Origin of the sequence: Mesorhizobium sp. M2A.F.Ca.ET.046.03.2.1, from assembly GCF_003952425.1 — a bacterium.
Taxonomy (GTDB): domain Bacteria; phylum Pseudomonadota; class Alphaproteobacteria; order Rhizobiales; family Rhizobiaceae; genus Mesorhizobium.
Genome location: NZ_CP034449.1, coordinates 4,343,047 through 4,357,736, shown reverse-complemented (window position 1 = coordinate 4,357,736; position 14,690 = coordinate 4,343,047). Strand labels below are relative to the sequence as shown.

Below are 14,690 nucleotides of genomic sequence, written 5' to 3'. Positions count from 1 at the left end.
CAAGTCAGCTGCCATGTGCTGACAGAACGCCGGGCCGCGCCGCAGGGTTGCCGGGGCGCGCATGGCGGCAGCCGAAAAACCCTGCCTTGACTTTTGGCGCCAAGGGCCCGACTTCCTAACGCTCTACAGCGCCGCGCGTCCTCTCGGACGCGCAAAGGACGCTGTAGCAGTTTGACTTTGCGCATGATCCTTTTCCGAAAATCGATTCCGATTTTCGGGGTCATGCGCTGGAGACCCGCCTATGCCAGAACCCCGCCGATCGACCATCGATGCCGGAGAAGTCGAACGCTTTTCCGCCCTTGCCGCCGAATGGTGGAACCCGAACGGCAAGTTCCGTCCGCTGCACAAGTTCAATCCGGTTCGGCTTGCCTATATCCGCGACCAGGTAGCGGCGCGTTTCGGCCGCGATCCGCGCGCGGCGCGGCCTTTCGAGGGCCTGCGCTTCCTGGACATCGGCTGCGGCGGCGGCTTGCTGTGCGAGCCGATGGCCCGGCTTGGCGCCGAAGTGGTCGGCGCCGACGCTTCGGCGACGAACATCGAAGTGGCCAAGCTGCATGCGGCGGAAGCCGGTGTCGGCATCGACTATCGCGCCGCGACGGCCGAGGAACTGGCGGACGCCGGCGAGACCTTCGATGTCATCCTCAACATGGAAGTGGTCGAGCATGTCGCCGATGTCGACCTGTTCGTCGCCAAATGCGGCCAGATGGTCCGCCCGGGCGGCATCATGTTCGTCGCCACGATCAACCGCACGCTGAAGGCGCTCGGCCTTGCCATCATCGGCGCAGAATATGTGCTGCGCTGGCTGCCGCGCGGCACGCATCAGTTCGGCAAGCTCGTGCGGCCGGACGAATTGGAAAAGGCGCTGGGCGCCGCCGGGCTCACGGTGATCGACCGCACCGGCGTCATCTATCATCCGCTGGCCGACCGCTGGCAGCGCTCGAAGGACATGGACGTCAACTACATGGTGCTGGCAGAGAAAGCCTCGGTCTGATCGCGTCAGACCTCAGGCTTCCAACGGCCGATAGCCGCCCCGCCAGTAGATCAGAGCCTGCCCAGCGTCCTGGATTCTGACAGCTTCGACCGAACCGATGACGATCGAATGCGCGCCGCGGTCGATCATCTCGTCGAGGCTGCAGTCGAACGCGGCCACCGCATCGGTGAGCAACGATGCGCCGGTCTTCAGCGTCGTCCATTCGGCACCCTCATAGCGGTCCTTGCCCTTGATGCCGCCGAAGCCGGAGAAGCGCTCGGCCACCCGCTGGTGCTGAGGCCCGAGCGAGTTGACGCCGAAATGCCGGTAGCGCTCGACGACCGGCCAGGTCGACGAGGAGCGGTTGACGCAGGCGATCACCTTCGGCGGTTCCGCCGACAGCGACACCACCGAGATGACGACAAGGCCGGTACGGTCGTCGCCGACGCCGGCGGTGATGACGCTGACATTGCCGACGATGAGCCGCATGGCGGCGCGGAAATCCGCGACGCTGACCGGACCTTCCGCGTTGGCCATGGCTTTCTCCTTTTTCGCCGAAAGCAATCTCACGAAAGATGCGTAGTTGTTCTCTGTCTGGAACAGCGTCAAGGCGAGCTTAAAGCATGTCTCCCGAAAATGGGAACCGGTTTCGGGATAAGGACATGCGCCGCGAGCAAAGATGGATTAGCTGCGGGACGACGCCGGCTCGATCCGGACCGACGCAGGCGCGCCGTTTTGGCTTTGCGCCTTCGTGGTGATGAACACACCGGCGGTGATGATGGCCGCACCCAGCCAGGTCAGAAGCTGGTAGTGCTCGCCGAGAAGGATCGTCCCGGCGAACAGGCCGACGGCCGCTGCCACATAGCCGATCTGGCTGAGATAGACCGGGCCGCCGACGGCCTGCAGGCGGAAGAAGAAGACGAACATTGCCGAGGCCGAGGCGACCTGCCCGACGATCACCAGCGGCACTCCGGCGAGCGGTGCGAAGGCCTGCCAGCCCAAAAGCGTCAGTATGCCGATGAGGAGCAGCGTGGCCGAGGCCAGATGGCTGCCGACGGCGAGCTCGATCGGGCCGGTGCCTTCCGGCCAGTCGACGGTACGATAGATGTTGCCAGCGGCAAGGCTGACCGGGATGAGCAGCCCGATCGCCACCCAGAAATAGTCCGCTGCCTGGCCGGCCTCGCCGCGCGTCAGCGCGACCATCACCGCGCCGACGAAGCCGACGGCGATGCCGATGACGCCGAGCAGGTTCGGACGCCTGACGCCGAGCAGGATCGAGAACACCAGTGTGATCACCGGCGACAGCGTGAACATGATGCCGGTGTAGCCGGCGCCGAGATGCGGGATGGCGGAAAACATCAAAAGATTGGGGATGGCATAGGAAATCGCCGCGGTGACGAAGAAATAGCGCAGCTTGTGCGGCGTCAGCCGGATGCGCTCGCCGCGCAGCAGAAGCGCAAGCAACAGCACTCCGCCTGCGCCGACCGATATAATGAAAGCCCAGACCATGGCCGGCACTCCGGCGGCGGTGGCGAGCTTGCCGAAGGGCAGCGTCATGCCGAGCAGGCCGCCGGTCACGACCAGAAGGCCGATAGCCGAATCCCAGAGAAATTTCATCGGGCTGTCCTGTCGCTGCATGACCGCTTGGCGGCCGGTTCTTCATGCGATAAGATAGCGTAAAGATTCTTTACGTCAAGATACTTTGCGGTGAGCGATATGGATCGGGCGGGCAGGGCTATGGAACAGTGGCGGCGGGAGCGGCCGGATCTCGACGTGTCGCCGATGGGGGTGATCGGACGGCTGAACGAGGCCTCGGCGCTCATTGCGCGCGACCGGCTCGCGCCGGTCTTCGCCCGCTTCGGGTTGCAGGCCGGCGAGTTCGACGTGCTGGCGACATTGCGCCGGTCGGGCTCGCCCTATGCGCTGACGCCGACCGAGCTATATGAGGCGACGATGGTGACGTCCGGCGCCATGACTGCCCGCCTCGATCGCCTGGAAAAGGCCGGTCTGATCCAGCGCGCGCCGCACCCAAGCGATCGGCGCGGCGTGGTTGTGCAGCTCACCGCGAAAGGCCGCGAGCTCACCGACACCGCACTCGCCGCTCATGTCGCCAACGAGCACGAAATCCTCGCCGGCCTGACGCAAGAGGACCGCGAAATGCTGGCGAAACTGCTGGAAAAACTGATCGGAAGCTTGAGTTTGCCGTCCTAATTCCGGTCGTCCGGAAAACTCGGGATCGGCATGAACTCGACGCCATCCTCGATCAGGCTTTGCGCCTCCTCCGGCGTCGCCTCGCCGTAGATGCCGCGCGGATCGGTCTCGCCGAAGTGGATCTTGCGCGCTTCCTCGGCGAACTTGTCGCCGACATAGTCGGCATTCTCGCGCACCTTCTCGGCCAGCGCCTTCAACTGCGCCAGCGCCTGCTTCTGCGCCTCGCCCATCGCTAGAGCGACTTTCTCCTGCCTGCGCGAGGTCGAAACGGCCGGCGCCATCAGCGCCTTCTCTATCTTGCGCGAGCCGCAGCTCGGGCAATCGACGAAGCCGCGCTTCTTCTGGGTGTCGAAGTCGTCATTGCTGCGAAACCAGGCTTCGAATTCGTGCTCGTGCTCGCAGATCAGGGAAAAGCGGATCAAGAGGCAGCACCCCTGAGACGCGGCGCTTCGCCTGCGCCGGCATTGACGATGAAATCCCGCGCATTCCTGAGATTGGGGATCTTGCGGCGCGCCGCAAGCGACTGCGCCGGATCGATCTCGGCAAGGATCACGCCCGGCTCGTTATGCGCGGCCTCGGCGATGACGCGCCCCCACGGATCGACGATCAGCGAATGGCCATAGGTCTCGCGGCCGTCTTCATGCAGGCCGCCTTGGGCAGCAGCGATGACATAGGCGCCGTTCTCGATGGCACGGGCGCGCAGCAGCACATGCCAATGCGCCTCGCCGGTCTGGCGCGTGAAGGCGGCGGGCACCGTCAGCACCTCCGCCCCGGCCATCGCCTCGGCGCGGAACAGCTGTGGGAAGCGCAGGTCGTAGCAGACGGCAAAGCCCAGCTTCGTCCCTTTGACGTCGGTCACGACCGCTTCCGTTCCCGGCTCGTAGGATGCGGATTCGCGCCAGCTCTCGCCATTGTCGAGGTCGACATCGAACATGTGGATCTTGTCGTAGCCGGCAATCAGCGTGCCGTCGGGTGAAAACAGGAAGGCGCGGTTGGCGAGCTTGCCGTCGGCGCGACGGATCGCCGTCGAGCCGATATGCAGGTGGATGCCGAGCTCCTTAGCCAACCTGCGCGCGGTGGCGACGACAATGTCCTTGTCTTCGGTGGTGAAAGCGGCCGCGCCGGCTTCCTTGTCGCGCACCAGCGCACCCGTCATTTCCGGCGTCTGGACATAGGTGGCACCCTGGCCGGCGGCCTGGCGCACCAGGATTTCCATGTCGGCGGCGTTGCGTTCGGGGCTCGTGCCCGAACGCATCTGCACGGCGGCGGCCTTGAAAACACCCATGATCATCTCCCGTTGGCGAGCATCACATCCAACCGGCCCTGCGACTCCAGATCATGGAGATCGTCGCAGCCGCCGACATGCGTATCGCCGATGAAAATCTGCGGAAAAGTGGTTCGCCCATGCGCCTTGGAAATCATTTCCTGGCGCAGTTCCGGCGAGAACGAGGCGTCGTGCTCGGTATAGACCACGCCCTTGCGGTCGAGCAGCCGCTTGGCTGCGCTGCAGTAGCCGCACATCATCCTTGTATAGATCGTCACATCGGCCATGGGTCACTATCCTGCCGGTGCATGTCGCCCAATGGTTGTATGGCAGCGACCTGCACCAAAAACAACGTTTGGGTTTCTATATAGTCGCGGACTCATCCGCCCGAAAGTCCCCCGGCAGGACTCGGGCGAACGTCAGCACGTCGACCGCTCCGGCGCCGCCCCGCTTCAGTGCCTTGGCGACCGCCCTCACCGTGGCGCCGGTGGTGTAGACATCGTCGACGACCAGCACCCGGCGGCCCGCGATTTCGATCTCGGCGTCGGGCAGCACGCGAAAGGCGGCGCGCACATTCTCCTCGCGCTCATGCCGTTCGAGCCCGACCTGCTGGCGCGTCAGCTTCACGCGTTTGACCGCGGATGGCGAGAATGGCAGCCCGCTGAGCTTTGCAACGGCGCGTCCAAGCTCCGCAGACTGGTTGAACTGGCGCCGGAAGAAGCGCCGCCAGTGCAACGGAACCGGCACGACCAGATCGGCCTCGGCAATCAGCTCCGCGCCGGCGCGGACCATCCAGTTCGCCATCCAGGGCGCCAGGTCCGTCCGGTCCTGGTATTTCAGCCCCTGGACCATCTGCCGGGCGACGCCCGAATAGATGACAGCGGCCCGCGCCCGCTCGAAGGGCGGCGGATCGGCGATCGCTTCCGCCGACAGAAACCCCTCGCCCATGTCGTGGGTGAAGGGCGTGCCCATCACCGGGCACCAGGGCTTTTCCAGCAGCCTGAGCTTCGGCCAGCAGGCGCCGCACAAGACGCCGGGCTGCGACACATGGCGACGGCAGCCGGCGCAAACCGGCGGAAACAACAGACGCGCCGGCCAGGCCAGTGCCTGCCGCGTCATGTCCTGAACCGCGCTGGTCTTGATCTTGTGCACCGGATCGGCCACGTGAAAGGAAACCCTCGCCACATTAACACCACTCCGGCGGGCGCGGACAACAGGAAGCTTTTGATTGCAGCCTTTGATCGACACTGAGCTCTGGCTCGCGCACAAGCGCCGGGCCCTCGCCCGCCCCGTCGAGGGTGCCGATTTCCTGATGCGGCGAGCGGCCGAAGACCTTGCCGACCGGCTGGGTGCCGTCGAGCGCCGCTTCGGCAAGGCCGCCGCTCTGTTTTGCCAGACGTCGGGGGCGGCCGACGTGCTCGCAGCCAGCGGCAAGGTCGGCGAAATAGTCCGCGTCGAGATGGACGAGGCGCTTCTGGCCGGCGGCCCGGGGCTGGTAGCGCCGCCGGAGACCGTGCCGTTCGAGGACGGCAGCCTCGACCTCGTCGTCTCCCTGCTGTCGCTGCACGCGATGAACGACATTCCCGGCGTGCTGGCGCAAATCCGCCGGGCGCTGAAACCGGACGGGCTTTTCCTTGGCGCTCTCGCCGGCGCGGGTACGCTCGCCGAGTTGCGCGAAAGCATGCTGACGGCCGAGACCGAGCTTTACGGCGGCGCGAGCCCGCGCATCCTTCCCTTCACCGACGTGCGCGATGCGGGCGGGCTGTTGCAGCGCGCCGGCCTGGCATTGCCTGTCGCCGATGTCGAAACGGTCGCCGTGCGCTACGACACGCTGTTCGATCTCGCCGCCGACCTGCGCGCCGTGGGCGAAACCAGCCCGCTCATCGACCGCAGCCGGCGACCCGGCAGCAGGCGTTTGTTTGCCCGCGCGGCCGAAATCTATGCCGAACGGTTCTCGGACCCGGACGGCCGCATCCGCGCAAGCTTTCCGGTTGTCTGGATGTCCGGCTGGGCGCCCGACGCCTCGCAGCAAAAGCCGCTCAAGCCTGGATCAGCCAAGCTATCGCTGAAGGCGATCCTGGAGAACCCGCCGAAGAGCTGACTGCGTCTCTGATTGCCCGACCGGTTTCGTCAGTGGGAGAAGGCCTGGACCAGCCTGCTGCTGTTGTCGCTGAACAGCCATTGGAGCGCATCCGCTGCCCTGCTTACGCCGCCGATGATGGTAAGCGACAGCACGGTAACGATCAGGCCATATTCGATGGCCGTGGCGCCGGTCTCATCCCTTACGAATTGCTGCAGCAGGTTTTTCATGGCCATCCATCCCTTATGCAGAAATTCTAATGTCCTACCCGTTAAGAAAGGTTAACGGCGAAAGCTTAACAGCGAGTGAAATGCCGGTGTCCCAAAAAATCATTAACCATGTCAGCACTCGCCGCTGCGGCTGCCGTCATTGCGGATGACGCAGATTGAACTGGGCATCGGCTGCAGCACACTGCGGCGCACCGTGTATGTATTGGTGCGATGGCCGATCGATCCGGTCGCTGTCGTGTCGAGCCCGACAGCCAAGCCGTCGCGGGCGCCCTGCGATCGCGTCTGGCTGTCCAGGAAAGGCGTCGCGATCAGCGCCAGCGCCACGGCGGCCGAGCCGAAGAGAAGCGTCACTCGCAGGATGCCCATGCCGGCATCCGCGGCGCGGAAGCCTCGGTCGGGCCGGATCGAGTCCCACTCTCTTTCAAGGCTCATGCCGTTGTTCCCGGTCATCAACGATGTTGCCGCGCGAAACGGCCTCGAGCAATTTTTCACGTCGAGATAAATCTTCCATTAACGCTGGCTAAAGCAGCTCCGGAAACGACGCTTTCGGCAAACGTGAATGGCCGCGAAGGCAGGTCGCGAAATTACAAAAGATCGATCAGGAACTGGATGAGCGGTGCGTCGGCCGGCGGCATCGGATAGTCGCGCATCTGCCGCGGTCTGACCCATTTCAGCCCCTGCCCTTCCCTGGGTTGCGCGATCCCGCGAAAGCGGCGGCAGACATAAAGCGGCATCAGCAGATGGAAATCGTCATAGGAATGGCTGGCGAAGGTGAGCGGCGCCAGGCACGGAATTTCGGTCTCGATGCCGAGTTCCTCATGCAGCTCGCGGACCAGGCACTCCTCAGGCGTCTCGCCGGGCTCGACCTTGCCGCCAGGAAACTCCCACAGGCCGGCAAGCTGCTTGCCCTCCGGGCGCTGCGCCAGAAGCACGCGCCGGTCGGCATCGACCAGCGCGCAGGCGGCGACCAGCAGCAGGCGCTTTCCGGCTGGCTTCACCTCGCTCATGCGCCCGGCGGCCGTCGATAGTGGTAGCGGTAGACTTCCTCGAAGCCGAGCGACCGATAGAGCGAGAGCGCCGGTAGATTGCCGGCCTCGACCTGCAGCCAGGCCTCGCGCGCGCCGCGCAGCCGCGCCCATTTCAGCGCCGACAGGATGAGATTGCGGCCATGGCCCTGTTTGCGCGCCGATTTTTCGGTGGCGACCTCGAACAGGCCGGCAAGGTCGCCATCATGGACGCAGATCAGCGTCGCCAGCGGCTCATTGCCGTCCTCCAGCGCGAACAGCCCGGCTTCGGGCTGAATGGCGCCGATGACCTCCGACAGGCCGGGCCGCAGCGAGGCGTCCGAGCCGCTGGTCCTCAGCGACGCGCCGATGAAACGGCTGATGTCCTTGAGCGGTATCTGGTCCATGGCCGCGCCGAGCTCGAGGTCCTTGAGCGGCAGCCGCATGACCATGGATTCGTCGAACCTGTTCCAGCCGGCCTTGTCGAGATGCGTGGACAGCACCTGTCCCGACAGCGGCGACATGCGAAAGGTCAGCGGCCTGCCATAGGCATCGAAGCGGCGCGCGGCGCGGCCGATGCGCTCCTCGATGGCGTACGTGTCGCCCGGATCGAGCGGATTGACCGAGTTCAGGCGCTTGGCCGGATGCCCGGCGGTCAGCCGCACCACCCAAGTCCCGTCATAATGGACGGCCGCCGCCGGCCAGGCGCGAAAGCCCGCCGCCTCGTAGCGGCGCACGACCGCCAGCACGCTTGCCGGATGCCTGGACACCGGCGCCATCAGCTCCGGTAGTCGCCGTTGATGGCGACATATTCCTTGGTGAGGTCGCAGGTCCACACCGTCGCCTTGCCGCGGCCGATGCCGATATCGGCGCGGATGCGGATGTCGTCGCGTTTCATATAGGCAGACGTCGCTTCCTCCGAATAGGCCGGATCGCGCTCGCCCTCATGCGCCAGGCGATTGTCGCCGAACCAGATCGACAGCCGGTCGCGGTCGGCCGGCTCGCCGGCCTTGCCGACGGCCATGACGACGCGGCCCCAATTGGCGTCCTCGCCGGCGACGGCCGTCTTGACCAGCGGCGAATTGGCGATCGAAAGCGCGATGCGCTTGGCCGAACGCGCCGATTTGGCGCCGGTCACCGTGACCTCGACCTGCTTGCGTGCGCCCTCGCCGTCGCGCACCACTTGCAGCGCCAGCGACTTCAGCACCTTGCCGAGCGCCTGACGGAACGCGCCGAGCCGCGCGTCCTTGGCATCGCTGATCGCCGGCGCGCCGCGGGCAGCCGCCTTGCCGGTGGCGAAGATGAGCAGCGTGTCGCTGGTCGAGGTGTCGCTGTCGACGGTTACCGCGTTGAAGGTCTTGGCCGTGCCGCGCGACAACAGGTCCTGCAGCACGGGCGCCGCGATCGGCGCGTCGGTGGCGATGAAGGAAAGCATCGTCGCCATGTCGGGCGCGATCATGCCGGCGCCCTTGGCGATGCCGTTGATGGTGACGTCGACATCGCCGAGCTTGACAGTCGCCGTCGCCACCTTCGGATAGGTGTCGGTGGTCATGATGGCCTTTGCCGCCTCGGTCCACAGATCGGGCTTTCCGTCCTTGACCAGGCCGGCGAGCAGATGGCTGAATTTGGTGGTGTCGAGCGGCTCGCCGATGACCCCGGTCGAGGCCAGGAACACCTCGCTCTCGGAACATCCGGCGGCCTTCGCCGCCGCCTCGCCGGTCAGCGCGGTCGAGATCTTGCCCTTCTTGCCGGTGAAGGCGTTGGCATTGCCGGAATTGACCACCAGCACGCGCGCCTTGCCGGCAGGCAGGTTCTGGCGGCAGAAGTCGACCGGCGCCGACGGGCATTTCGACCTGGTGAACACGCCGGCGACAGCCGTGCCCGGATCGAAGACCATGGCGAGGAGGTCGGTTCTATTCCGGTATTTGATGCCCGCTTCGGCCGTCGCGATGCGCACACCCTCGATGACCGGCATCTTGGGATATTTCTTCGGTGCGAGCGGCGAGATCGTAGCGGACATCGGAACCCCGGAACGGCAATGAAGCGAAAGGAAGGCCGGTTTGCCCGATAGCGGGTCCCGGCGCAAGGGCGTTCTGGCCGCGCCTGATCGCCCTGGCCGAAGGGCTCGCAGTCTGAAACGGGTCGTTTTGTTTCGCCCGCGAAGCCAATATGATCGACGACAGATTCACCGGCTAAGGAAGACATCGATGGGCGAAGCCGCCGCTCGCGGGCGCAAGTCGATCGGCGCGAAACGCAATCCAGAGAGCGCCGATGCCATCATCGAGGCGGCCGAAGCCGTGCTGCGCGAGGCGGGCTACGCCGGCTTTTCGATCGAGGCCGTCGCCCGGCGGGCGCGGGCGGGAAAGCCGACCATCTATCGCTGGTGGCCAAGCAAGGCGGCGCTGCTGATCGAGATCTACCAGAGGCAGAAGCATGTCGAGACACCCGACACCGGAAACGTCGAGGACGACCTGGCCGGCTTTCTCGAAAATCTCTTCGCCCATTGGCGCGACACCCCGTCGGGCAACATCTACAGCTCGCTGATCGCGGAGGCGCAGTCGGACGAGGCAGCCGCGGCCGTGCTTGCCGAGTATTCGAAGGAACGCCGCAGCCATACCGGCCGGATCATCGAGCGCGCCAAGGCGCGGGGCGAGGTGGCGGCCGATGTCGATGCCGGGATCGTCGCCGATCTGATTGCGTCCTACGCCTGGCGGCATCTGCTGACCGGACGGCTCGACGAGGACGTGGCGGCGATCCGCGCGGCCGTTGGCTACATCACGCGGGGGATACTGACCGCCTGAGCCAAAAGCAAAGGGCGCCGCATGGCGCCCTTTTCAGGATAATCAGGCCGACAGCGGATTACTTGCCCGCTTCCAGCGTGTCGACGTCCTTCTTGAGCTTCTCGTCCGAGATCTCGACCTTGGCGGCGGCGCGCAGGTCCTTCACCATGGCGAAATACTTGTCGCGGATTACCGCCTGCTTGGCCTGGTCCTTGACGTCGTCGAAGGCCGGCGGCTGCTTGGCGCGCTTGTCCTCGAGCTTGATGACGTGCCAGCCGAACTGCGTCTGCACCGGCTCCTTGGTGTACTTGCCGACGTCGAGCGCGAAGGCCGCCTTGTCGAATTCCGGCACCATCTGGCCCGGTCCGAACCAGCCGAGATCGCCGCCACTGGTTTTGCCCGAGGGGTCGTTGGTGTGTTCGTTGGCGAGCTTCTGGAAGTCGGCGCCGCCGTCGAGCTGCTTGATGATCGCCTCGGCCTCTTCCTTCGTCTTCACGAGGATGTGACGCGCATGCACTTCGTTGACTGGCGGCGTGTTGGCGATCTCCTGGTCGTAGCGGGCGCGGACTTCGGCGTCCGTGACCTTGTCGACCACTTCCTTCTCGACGACCTCGCCATGCAGCGCGCGCGCCTGCAGGAAAGCCATGCGGCGCTGGAAGTCGGCGTCCTTGTCAAGGCCGCTGTCGACCGCCTTCTTGGCCATGACGCGGATTTCGATCGCCGCCGAAAGGGCGGCCGCGCGGCGCTGATCGGGCGGCAGCTGCGCGAACTGCTGCGAGAGTTCGCCTTCGGCGAGCTGAAGATCGGCCTCGGTCAGCTTCTCGCCATTGATGGTGGCGACCACGGCATTGGGATCGACCGGCGCGGCGGGAGCGGTGGCAGGCGCGGTGGCATCCGCGGGCTTGGTCTCCTGCGCCATCAGCGGCGACAGGCTAAGAGCCGAGAGCCCGAAGGCCAGACCGAGGCTGGCGAGCGAGGCGCGGCGGAACGACAGGGGCATCAAGATAACTCCAATGGGATTGCCAATGAGGATCGCGTGAGCGGAAGGGTTCCAGATCAGTCGAATTGTGGCGGAATTTGGCGCTGCCCATAGGGCTAACGCGGCGTTGACATCGATTGAGCCCCCTCTTATCTGTCCAACGACTTGGCGTCCAGAACCGTTTTCCGGGCGCTTTTTGCGTTTGTCCGCATTCACGCGGATTTGATGGGCCCGCCAGGCGCCTGTCGCAAACGGCCAAAATTGCTATCGAAAGGACCATTGGATGGTCAGTCTCGGCGGTCTCGCCCGTAAGGTTTTCGGTTCTTCCAACGACCGGCGCGTCAAGTCGACCCGACCTAGGGTCGAGGCCATCAACGCCATGGAAAACGAGATGCGGGCGCTTTCCGACGCCGAGCTTGCCGGGCGCACGGAGAAATTCCGCCAGGATCTCGCTAACGGCGCTTCGCTCGACGACCTGCTGGTCCCGGCCTTCGCCACGGTGCGCGAGGCGGCCCGCCGCGTGCTCGGCATGCGGCCTTTCGACGTCCAGTTGATCGGCGGCATGGTGCTGCACAATGGCGGCATCGCCGAGATGCGCACCGGCGAGGGCAAGACCCTGGTCGCCACCTTGCCGGTCTATCTCAACGCGCTCGCCGGCAAGGGCGTGCATGTCGTCACCGTCAACGACTACCTCGCCAAGCGCGACGCCGAATGGATGGGCCGCGTCTACAAATTCCTCGGCCTGACCGTCGGCATCATCGTCCACGGCCTTTCCGACGACGAGCGCCGCGAGGCCTACGCCTGCGACGTCACCTACGCCACCAACAACGAGCTCGGCTTCGACTATCTGCGCGACAATATGAAGTATGAGCGCTCGCAGATGGTGCAGCGCGGCCACTCCTACGCCATCGTCGACGAGGTCGATTCCATCCTGGTGGACGAGGCGCGCACGCCGCTGATCATTTCCGGTCCGCTTGAGGACCGCTCGGAAATGTACAACACCATCGACGCCTTCATGCTGAAGCTCGGCCCGGCCGACTACGAGGTCGACGAGAAGCAGAAGACGACGATCTTCACCGAGGAAGGAACCGAGAAGCTCGAAAACATGCTGACAGCGGCGGGCTTGCTCAAAGGTGAGTCGCTCTATGACGTCGAGAATGTCGCCATCGTCCACCACGTCAACAACGCGCTGAAGGCGCATCTGCTCTTCCAGAAGGATCGCGATTACATCGTGCGCAACGGCGAGATCGTCATCATCGACGAGTTCACCGGCCGCATGATGCCAGGACGCCGCTATTCGGAAGGCCTGCACCAGGCGCTCGAGGCCAAGGAGCATGTGCAGATCCAGCCGGAGAACCAGACGCTGGCCTCCGTCACCTTCCAGAACTATTTCCGCCTCTACAAGAAGCTCGCCGGCATGACCGGCACGGCGCTGACCGAGGCCGAGGAATTCGCCAACATCTACAATCTCGAAGTCACCGAGATCCCGACCAACCTGCCGGTCGCCCGCAAGGACGAGGACGACGAGGTCTACCGTACGGTCGACGAGAAATACAAGGCGATCGTCAAGGAAATCAAGGACGCGCGCGACCGCGGCCAGCCGATCCTGGTCGGCACCACCTCGATCGAGAAATCCGAGCAACTGGCCGAGCGCCTGCGCAAGGAAGGCATCAAGGACTTCGAAGTGCTGAACGCTCGCCACCATGAGCGCGAGGCGTCCATCGTCGCCCAGGCCGGCAAGCCCGGCGCCATCACCATCGCCACCAACATGGCCGGCCGCGGCACCGACATCAAGCTCGGCGGCAATGCCGAGATGCGCATCGCCGAGGAGCTTGGCGACATGCCGGCCGGCCCCGAGCGCGAGGCGCGGGAAAAGGCCATCATCGACGATGTCGAACGCCTGAAGGAAAAGGCGCTGGCCGCCGGCGGCCTTTACGTTCTGGCCACCGAGCGCCACGAATCGCGCCGCATCGACAACCAGTTGCGCGGCCGCTCCGGCCGTCAGGGCGATCCGGGCCGCTCGAAATTCTTCCTGTCGCTGCAGGATGACCTGATGCGCATCTTCGGCTCCGAGCGCATGGACGGCATGCTGCAGAAGCTCGGCCTCAAGGAAGACGAGGCGATCATCCATCCCTGGATCAACAAGGCGCTGGAGAAGGCGCAGAAGAAGGTCGAGGCGCGCAACTTCGACATCCGCAAGAATCTGTTGAAGTATGACGACGTCTCGAACGACCAGCGCAAGGTGGTGTTCGAGCAGCGCATCGAGCTGATGGACGGCGAAGGCCTGTCGGAGACGATCACCGAGATGCGTGAAGGCGTCATCGAGGAGATCGTCGCCAAGAACATCCCCGAAAACGCCTATGCCGAGCAATGGAACGTCGCCGGCCTCAAGGAAGAGGTGGGGCAATACCTCAACCTCGACCTGCCGATCGAGGAATGGGTCAAGGAAGAGGGCATCGCCGAGGACGACATCCGCGAGCGCATCACGGCCGCGGCCGATGCCGCCGCCAAGGAGCGCGCCGATCGCTTCGGCCCCGACGTGATGAATTATGTCGAGCGTTCGGTGGTGTTGCAGACGCTCGATCATCTGTGGCGCGAGCATATCGTCAATCTCGATCATCTGCGCTCGGTCGTCGGCTTCCGCGGCTACGCCCAGCGCGACCCGCTGCAGGAATACAAGGGCGAAGCCTTCGAGCTGTTCCAGGGCATGCTGGGCAATTTGCGCCAAGCCGTCACCGCGCAGCTGATGCGCGTCGAGCTGGTGCGCGAGGCTGCGGACGCGCCGCCGCCCGAGGCGCCCGAGATGTTCGGCAGCCATATCGACGGCTCCACCGGCGAGGACGATTTCCAGGGCGGCGAAACCGCGCTTCTCCTGCGCCAGGATTCGAATACCGTTGTCGCTCCGGAAAACCGCGACCCGAAGAACCCCGCGACCTGGGGCAAGGTCGGCCGCAACGAAGCCTGCCCCTGCGGCTCCGGCAAGAAATACAAGCACTGCCACGGCGCCTTCGCCTGACGCAGTCTTCCTTCTCCCCGTCACTATACGGGGAGAAGGTGCCCGAAGGGCGGATGAGGGGCAGCGCCGCCATTCCGCGATCCCGGTAGAACGCCGAGTCAGGCTTCCCTAGCAACTAATTCCCCAGCACAGGGATTTTGACCGGTCGGCTCCCTC

Annotated in this window: 17 protein-coding genes; 5 read left to right on the top strand and 12 right to left on the bottom strand. The window is 65.0% G+C overall.

The features are described from left to right. Positions 1-241 precede the first annotated feature (241 nt). Positions 242-991 carry a bifunctional 2-polyprenyl-6-hydroxyphenol methylase/3-demethylubiquinol 3-O-methyltransferase UbiG gene (ubiG, locus tag EJ072_RS20790; protein ID WP_126081083.1) on the top strand — a complete coding sequence of 250 codons (750 nt, stop codon included), beginning with the start codon at positions 242-244 and terminating at the stop codon, positions 989-991. A gap of 12 nt (positions 992-1,003) precedes the next feature. Here ubiG and EJ072_RS20785 read toward each other — a convergent pair whose 3' ends face one another. After that, positions 1,004-1,507 (bottom strand): flavin reductase family protein, encoded by a 504-nt coding sequence (locus EJ072_RS20785; RefSeq protein ID WP_126081082.1) that lies wholly within the window; start codon positions 1,505-1,507, stop codon positions 1,004-1,006. 147 nt (positions 1,508-1,654) lie between these two features. Next, positions 1,655-2,587 carry a DMT family transporter gene (locus EJ072_RS20780; RefSeq protein WP_126081081.1) on the bottom strand — a complete coding sequence of 311 codons (933 nt, stop codon included), beginning with the start codon at positions 2,585-2,587 and terminating at the stop codon, positions 1,655-1,657. 99 nt (positions 2,588-2,686) lie between these two features. Between EJ072_RS20780 and EJ072_RS20775 the strand changes: the two genes are divergently transcribed. Then, on the top strand, positions 2,687-3,181 hold the full coding sequence (locus tag EJ072_RS20775) for a MarR family transcriptional regulator (protein ID WP_126083699.1): 495 nt from the start codon (positions 2,687-2,689) through the stop codon (positions 3,179-3,181). On the opposite strand, the gene EJ072_RS20770 is transcribed toward EJ072_RS20775, so the two are convergent. From EJ072_RS20770 to EJ072_RS20755, 4 genes are all read right to left on the bottom strand, one after another. Further along, positions 3,178-3,603, bottom strand: coding sequence for a DUF1178 family protein (locus EJ072_RS20770; RefSeq protein ID WP_126081080.1), 426 nt, complete (start codon positions 3,601-3,603; stop codon positions 3,178-3,180). The two genes, EJ072_RS20775 and EJ072_RS20770, sit on opposite strands and share 4 nt — an antisense overlap. After that, positions 3,600-4,466 (bottom strand): carbon-nitrogen hydrolase family protein, encoded by an 867-nt coding sequence (locus tag EJ072_RS20765; protein ID WP_126081079.1) that lies wholly within the window; start codon positions 4,464-4,466, stop codon positions 3,600-3,602. Before EJ072_RS20765 ends, EJ072_RS20770 begins: the two co-directional genes overlap by 4 nt. A gap of 2 nt (positions 4,467-4,468) precedes the next feature. Beyond that, a complete protein-coding gene (gene grxC, locus EJ072_RS20760; protein WP_126081078.1) occupies positions 4,469-4,732 on the bottom strand; it encodes a glutaredoxin 3 in 264 nt (87 codons plus the stop codon). A 76-nt stretch (positions 4,733-4,808) separates the two neighbouring features. Beyond that, positions 4,809-5,609 carry a ComF family protein gene (locus EJ072_RS20755; RefSeq protein WP_126083698.1) on the bottom strand — a complete coding sequence of 267 codons (801 nt, stop codon included), beginning with the start codon at positions 5,607-5,609 and terminating at the stop codon, positions 4,809-4,811. A gap of 64 nt (positions 5,610-5,673) precedes the next feature. On the opposite strand from EJ072_RS20755, the gene EJ072_RS20750 reads away from it, so the two are divergent. Further along, positions 5,674-6,546, top strand: a complete 873-nt coding sequence (locus tag EJ072_RS20750) for a methyltransferase domain-containing protein (protein ID WP_126081077.1) — start codon at positions 5,674-5,676, stop codon at positions 6,544-6,546. Between the two features lie 29 nt (positions 6,547-6,575). Here EJ072_RS20750 and EJ072_RS20745 read toward each other — a convergent pair whose 3' ends face one another. From EJ072_RS20745 to argJ, 5 genes are all read right to left on the bottom strand, one after another. Next, a complete protein-coding gene (locus EJ072_RS20745) occupies positions 6,576-6,761 on the bottom strand; it encodes a Flp family type IVb pilin (protein WP_126081076.1) in 186 nt (61 codons plus the stop codon). 105 nt (positions 6,762-6,866) lie between these two features. After that, complete coding sequence (locus EJ072_RS20740) at positions 6,867-7,187, bottom strand: hypothetical protein (protein WP_126081075.1); 321 nt, start codon at positions 7,185-7,187, stop codon at positions 6,867-6,869. Between the two features lie 152 nt (positions 7,188-7,339). Continuing rightward, complete coding sequence (locus EJ072_RS20735; protein WP_126064239.1) at positions 7,340-7,762, bottom strand: (deoxy)nucleoside triphosphate pyrophosphohydrolase; 423 nt, start codon at positions 7,760-7,762, stop codon at positions 7,340-7,342. Continuing rightward, positions 7,759-8,538 carry a GNAT family N-acetyltransferase gene (locus tag EJ072_RS20730; protein WP_189343062.1) on the bottom strand — a complete coding sequence of 260 codons (780 nt, stop codon included), beginning with the start codon at positions 8,536-8,538 and terminating at the stop codon, positions 7,759-7,761. Before EJ072_RS20730 ends, EJ072_RS20735 begins: the two co-directional genes overlap by 4 nt. After that, entirely contained in the window at positions 8,538-9,779 is a 1,242-nt protein-coding gene (gene argJ / locus EJ072_RS20725; RefSeq protein ID WP_126081074.1) for a bifunctional glutamate N-acetyltransferase/amino-acid acetyltransferase ArgJ, read from the bottom strand. Before argJ ends, EJ072_RS20730 begins: the two co-directional genes overlap by 1 nt. Before the next feature lie 187 nt (positions 9,780-9,966). On the opposite strand from argJ, the gene EJ072_RS20720 reads away from it, so the two are divergent. Further along, complete coding sequence (locus tag EJ072_RS20720) at positions 9,967-10,560, top strand: TetR/AcrR family transcriptional regulator (RefSeq protein ID WP_126081073.1); 594 nt, start codon at positions 9,967-9,969, stop codon at positions 10,558-10,560. Positions 10,561-10,618: 58 nt separating this feature from the next. Here EJ072_RS20720 and EJ072_RS20715 read toward each other — a convergent pair whose 3' ends face one another. Continuing rightward, the gene (locus EJ072_RS20715; RefSeq protein ID WP_126081072.1) at positions 10,619-11,539 is read right to left on the bottom strand and encodes a peptidylprolyl isomerase; all 921 of its coding nucleotides are present in this window, start codon (positions 11,537-11,539) and stop codon (positions 10,619-10,621) included. 262 nt (positions 11,540-11,801) lie between these two features. Here EJ072_RS20715 and secA point away from each other — a divergent pair, with 262 nt between their 5' ends. Then, positions 11,802-14,534, top strand: a complete 2,733-nt coding sequence (gene secA, locus EJ072_RS20710) for a preprotein translocase subunit SecA (protein ID WP_126081071.1) — start codon at positions 11,802-11,804, stop codon at positions 14,532-14,534. Positions 14,535-14,690 lie beyond the last annotated feature (156 nt).

Coding starts and splice junctions, on each gene's coding strand:
- EJ072_RS20740 (WP_126081075.1), bottom strand. CDS start 7,187: ATGAGCCTTGAAAGAGAGTGGGACTCGATCCGGCCCGACCGAGGCTTC.
- EJ072_RS20735 (WP_126064239.1), bottom strand. CDS start 7,762: ATGAGCGAGGTGAAGCCAGCCGGAAAGCGCCTGCTGCTGGTCGCCGCC.
- EJ072_RS20745 (WP_126081076.1), bottom strand. CDS start 6,761: ATGGCCATGAAAAACCTGCTGCAGCAATTCGTAAGGGATGAGACCGGC.
- secA (WP_126081071.1), top strand. CDS start 11,802: ATGGTCAGTCTCGGCGGTCTCGCCCGTAAGGTTTTCGGTTCTTCCAAC.
- EJ072_RS20720 (WP_126081073.1), top strand. CDS start 9,967: ATGGGCGAAGCCGCCGCTCGCGGGCGCAAGTCGATCGGCGCGAAACGC.
- EJ072_RS20785 (WP_126081082.1), bottom strand. CDS start 1,507: ATGGCCAACGCGGAAGGTCCGGTCAGCGTCGCGGATTTCCGCGCCGCC.
- EJ072_RS20765 (WP_126081079.1), bottom strand. CDS start 4,466: ATGGGTGTTTTCAAGGCCGCCGCCGTGCAGATGCGTTCGGGCACGAGC.
- EJ072_RS20730 (WP_189343062.1), bottom strand. CDS start 8,538: ATGGCGCCGGTGTCCAGGCATCCGGCAAGCGTGCTGGCGGTCGTGCGC.
- argJ (WP_126081074.1), bottom strand. CDS start 9,779: ATGTCCGCTACGATCTCGCCGCTCGCACCGAAGAAATATCCCAAGATG.
- EJ072_RS20775 (WP_126083699.1), top strand. CDS start 2,687: ATGGATCGGGCGGGCAGGGCTATGGAACAGTGGCGGCGGGAGCGGCCG.
- ubiG (WP_126081083.1), top strand. CDS start 242: ATGCCAGAACCCCGCCGATCGACCATCGATGCCGGAGAAGTCGAACGC.
- EJ072_RS20715 (WP_126081072.1), bottom strand. CDS start 11,539: ATGCCCCTGTCGTTCCGCCGCGCCTCGCTCGCCAGCCTCGGTCTGGCC.
- EJ072_RS20780 (WP_126081081.1), bottom strand. CDS start 2,587: ATGAAATTTCTCTGGGATTCGGCTATCGGCCTTCTGGTCGTGACCGGC.
- grxC (WP_126081078.1), bottom strand. CDS start 4,732: ATGGCCGATGTGACGATCTATACAAGGATGATGTGCGGCTACTGCAGC.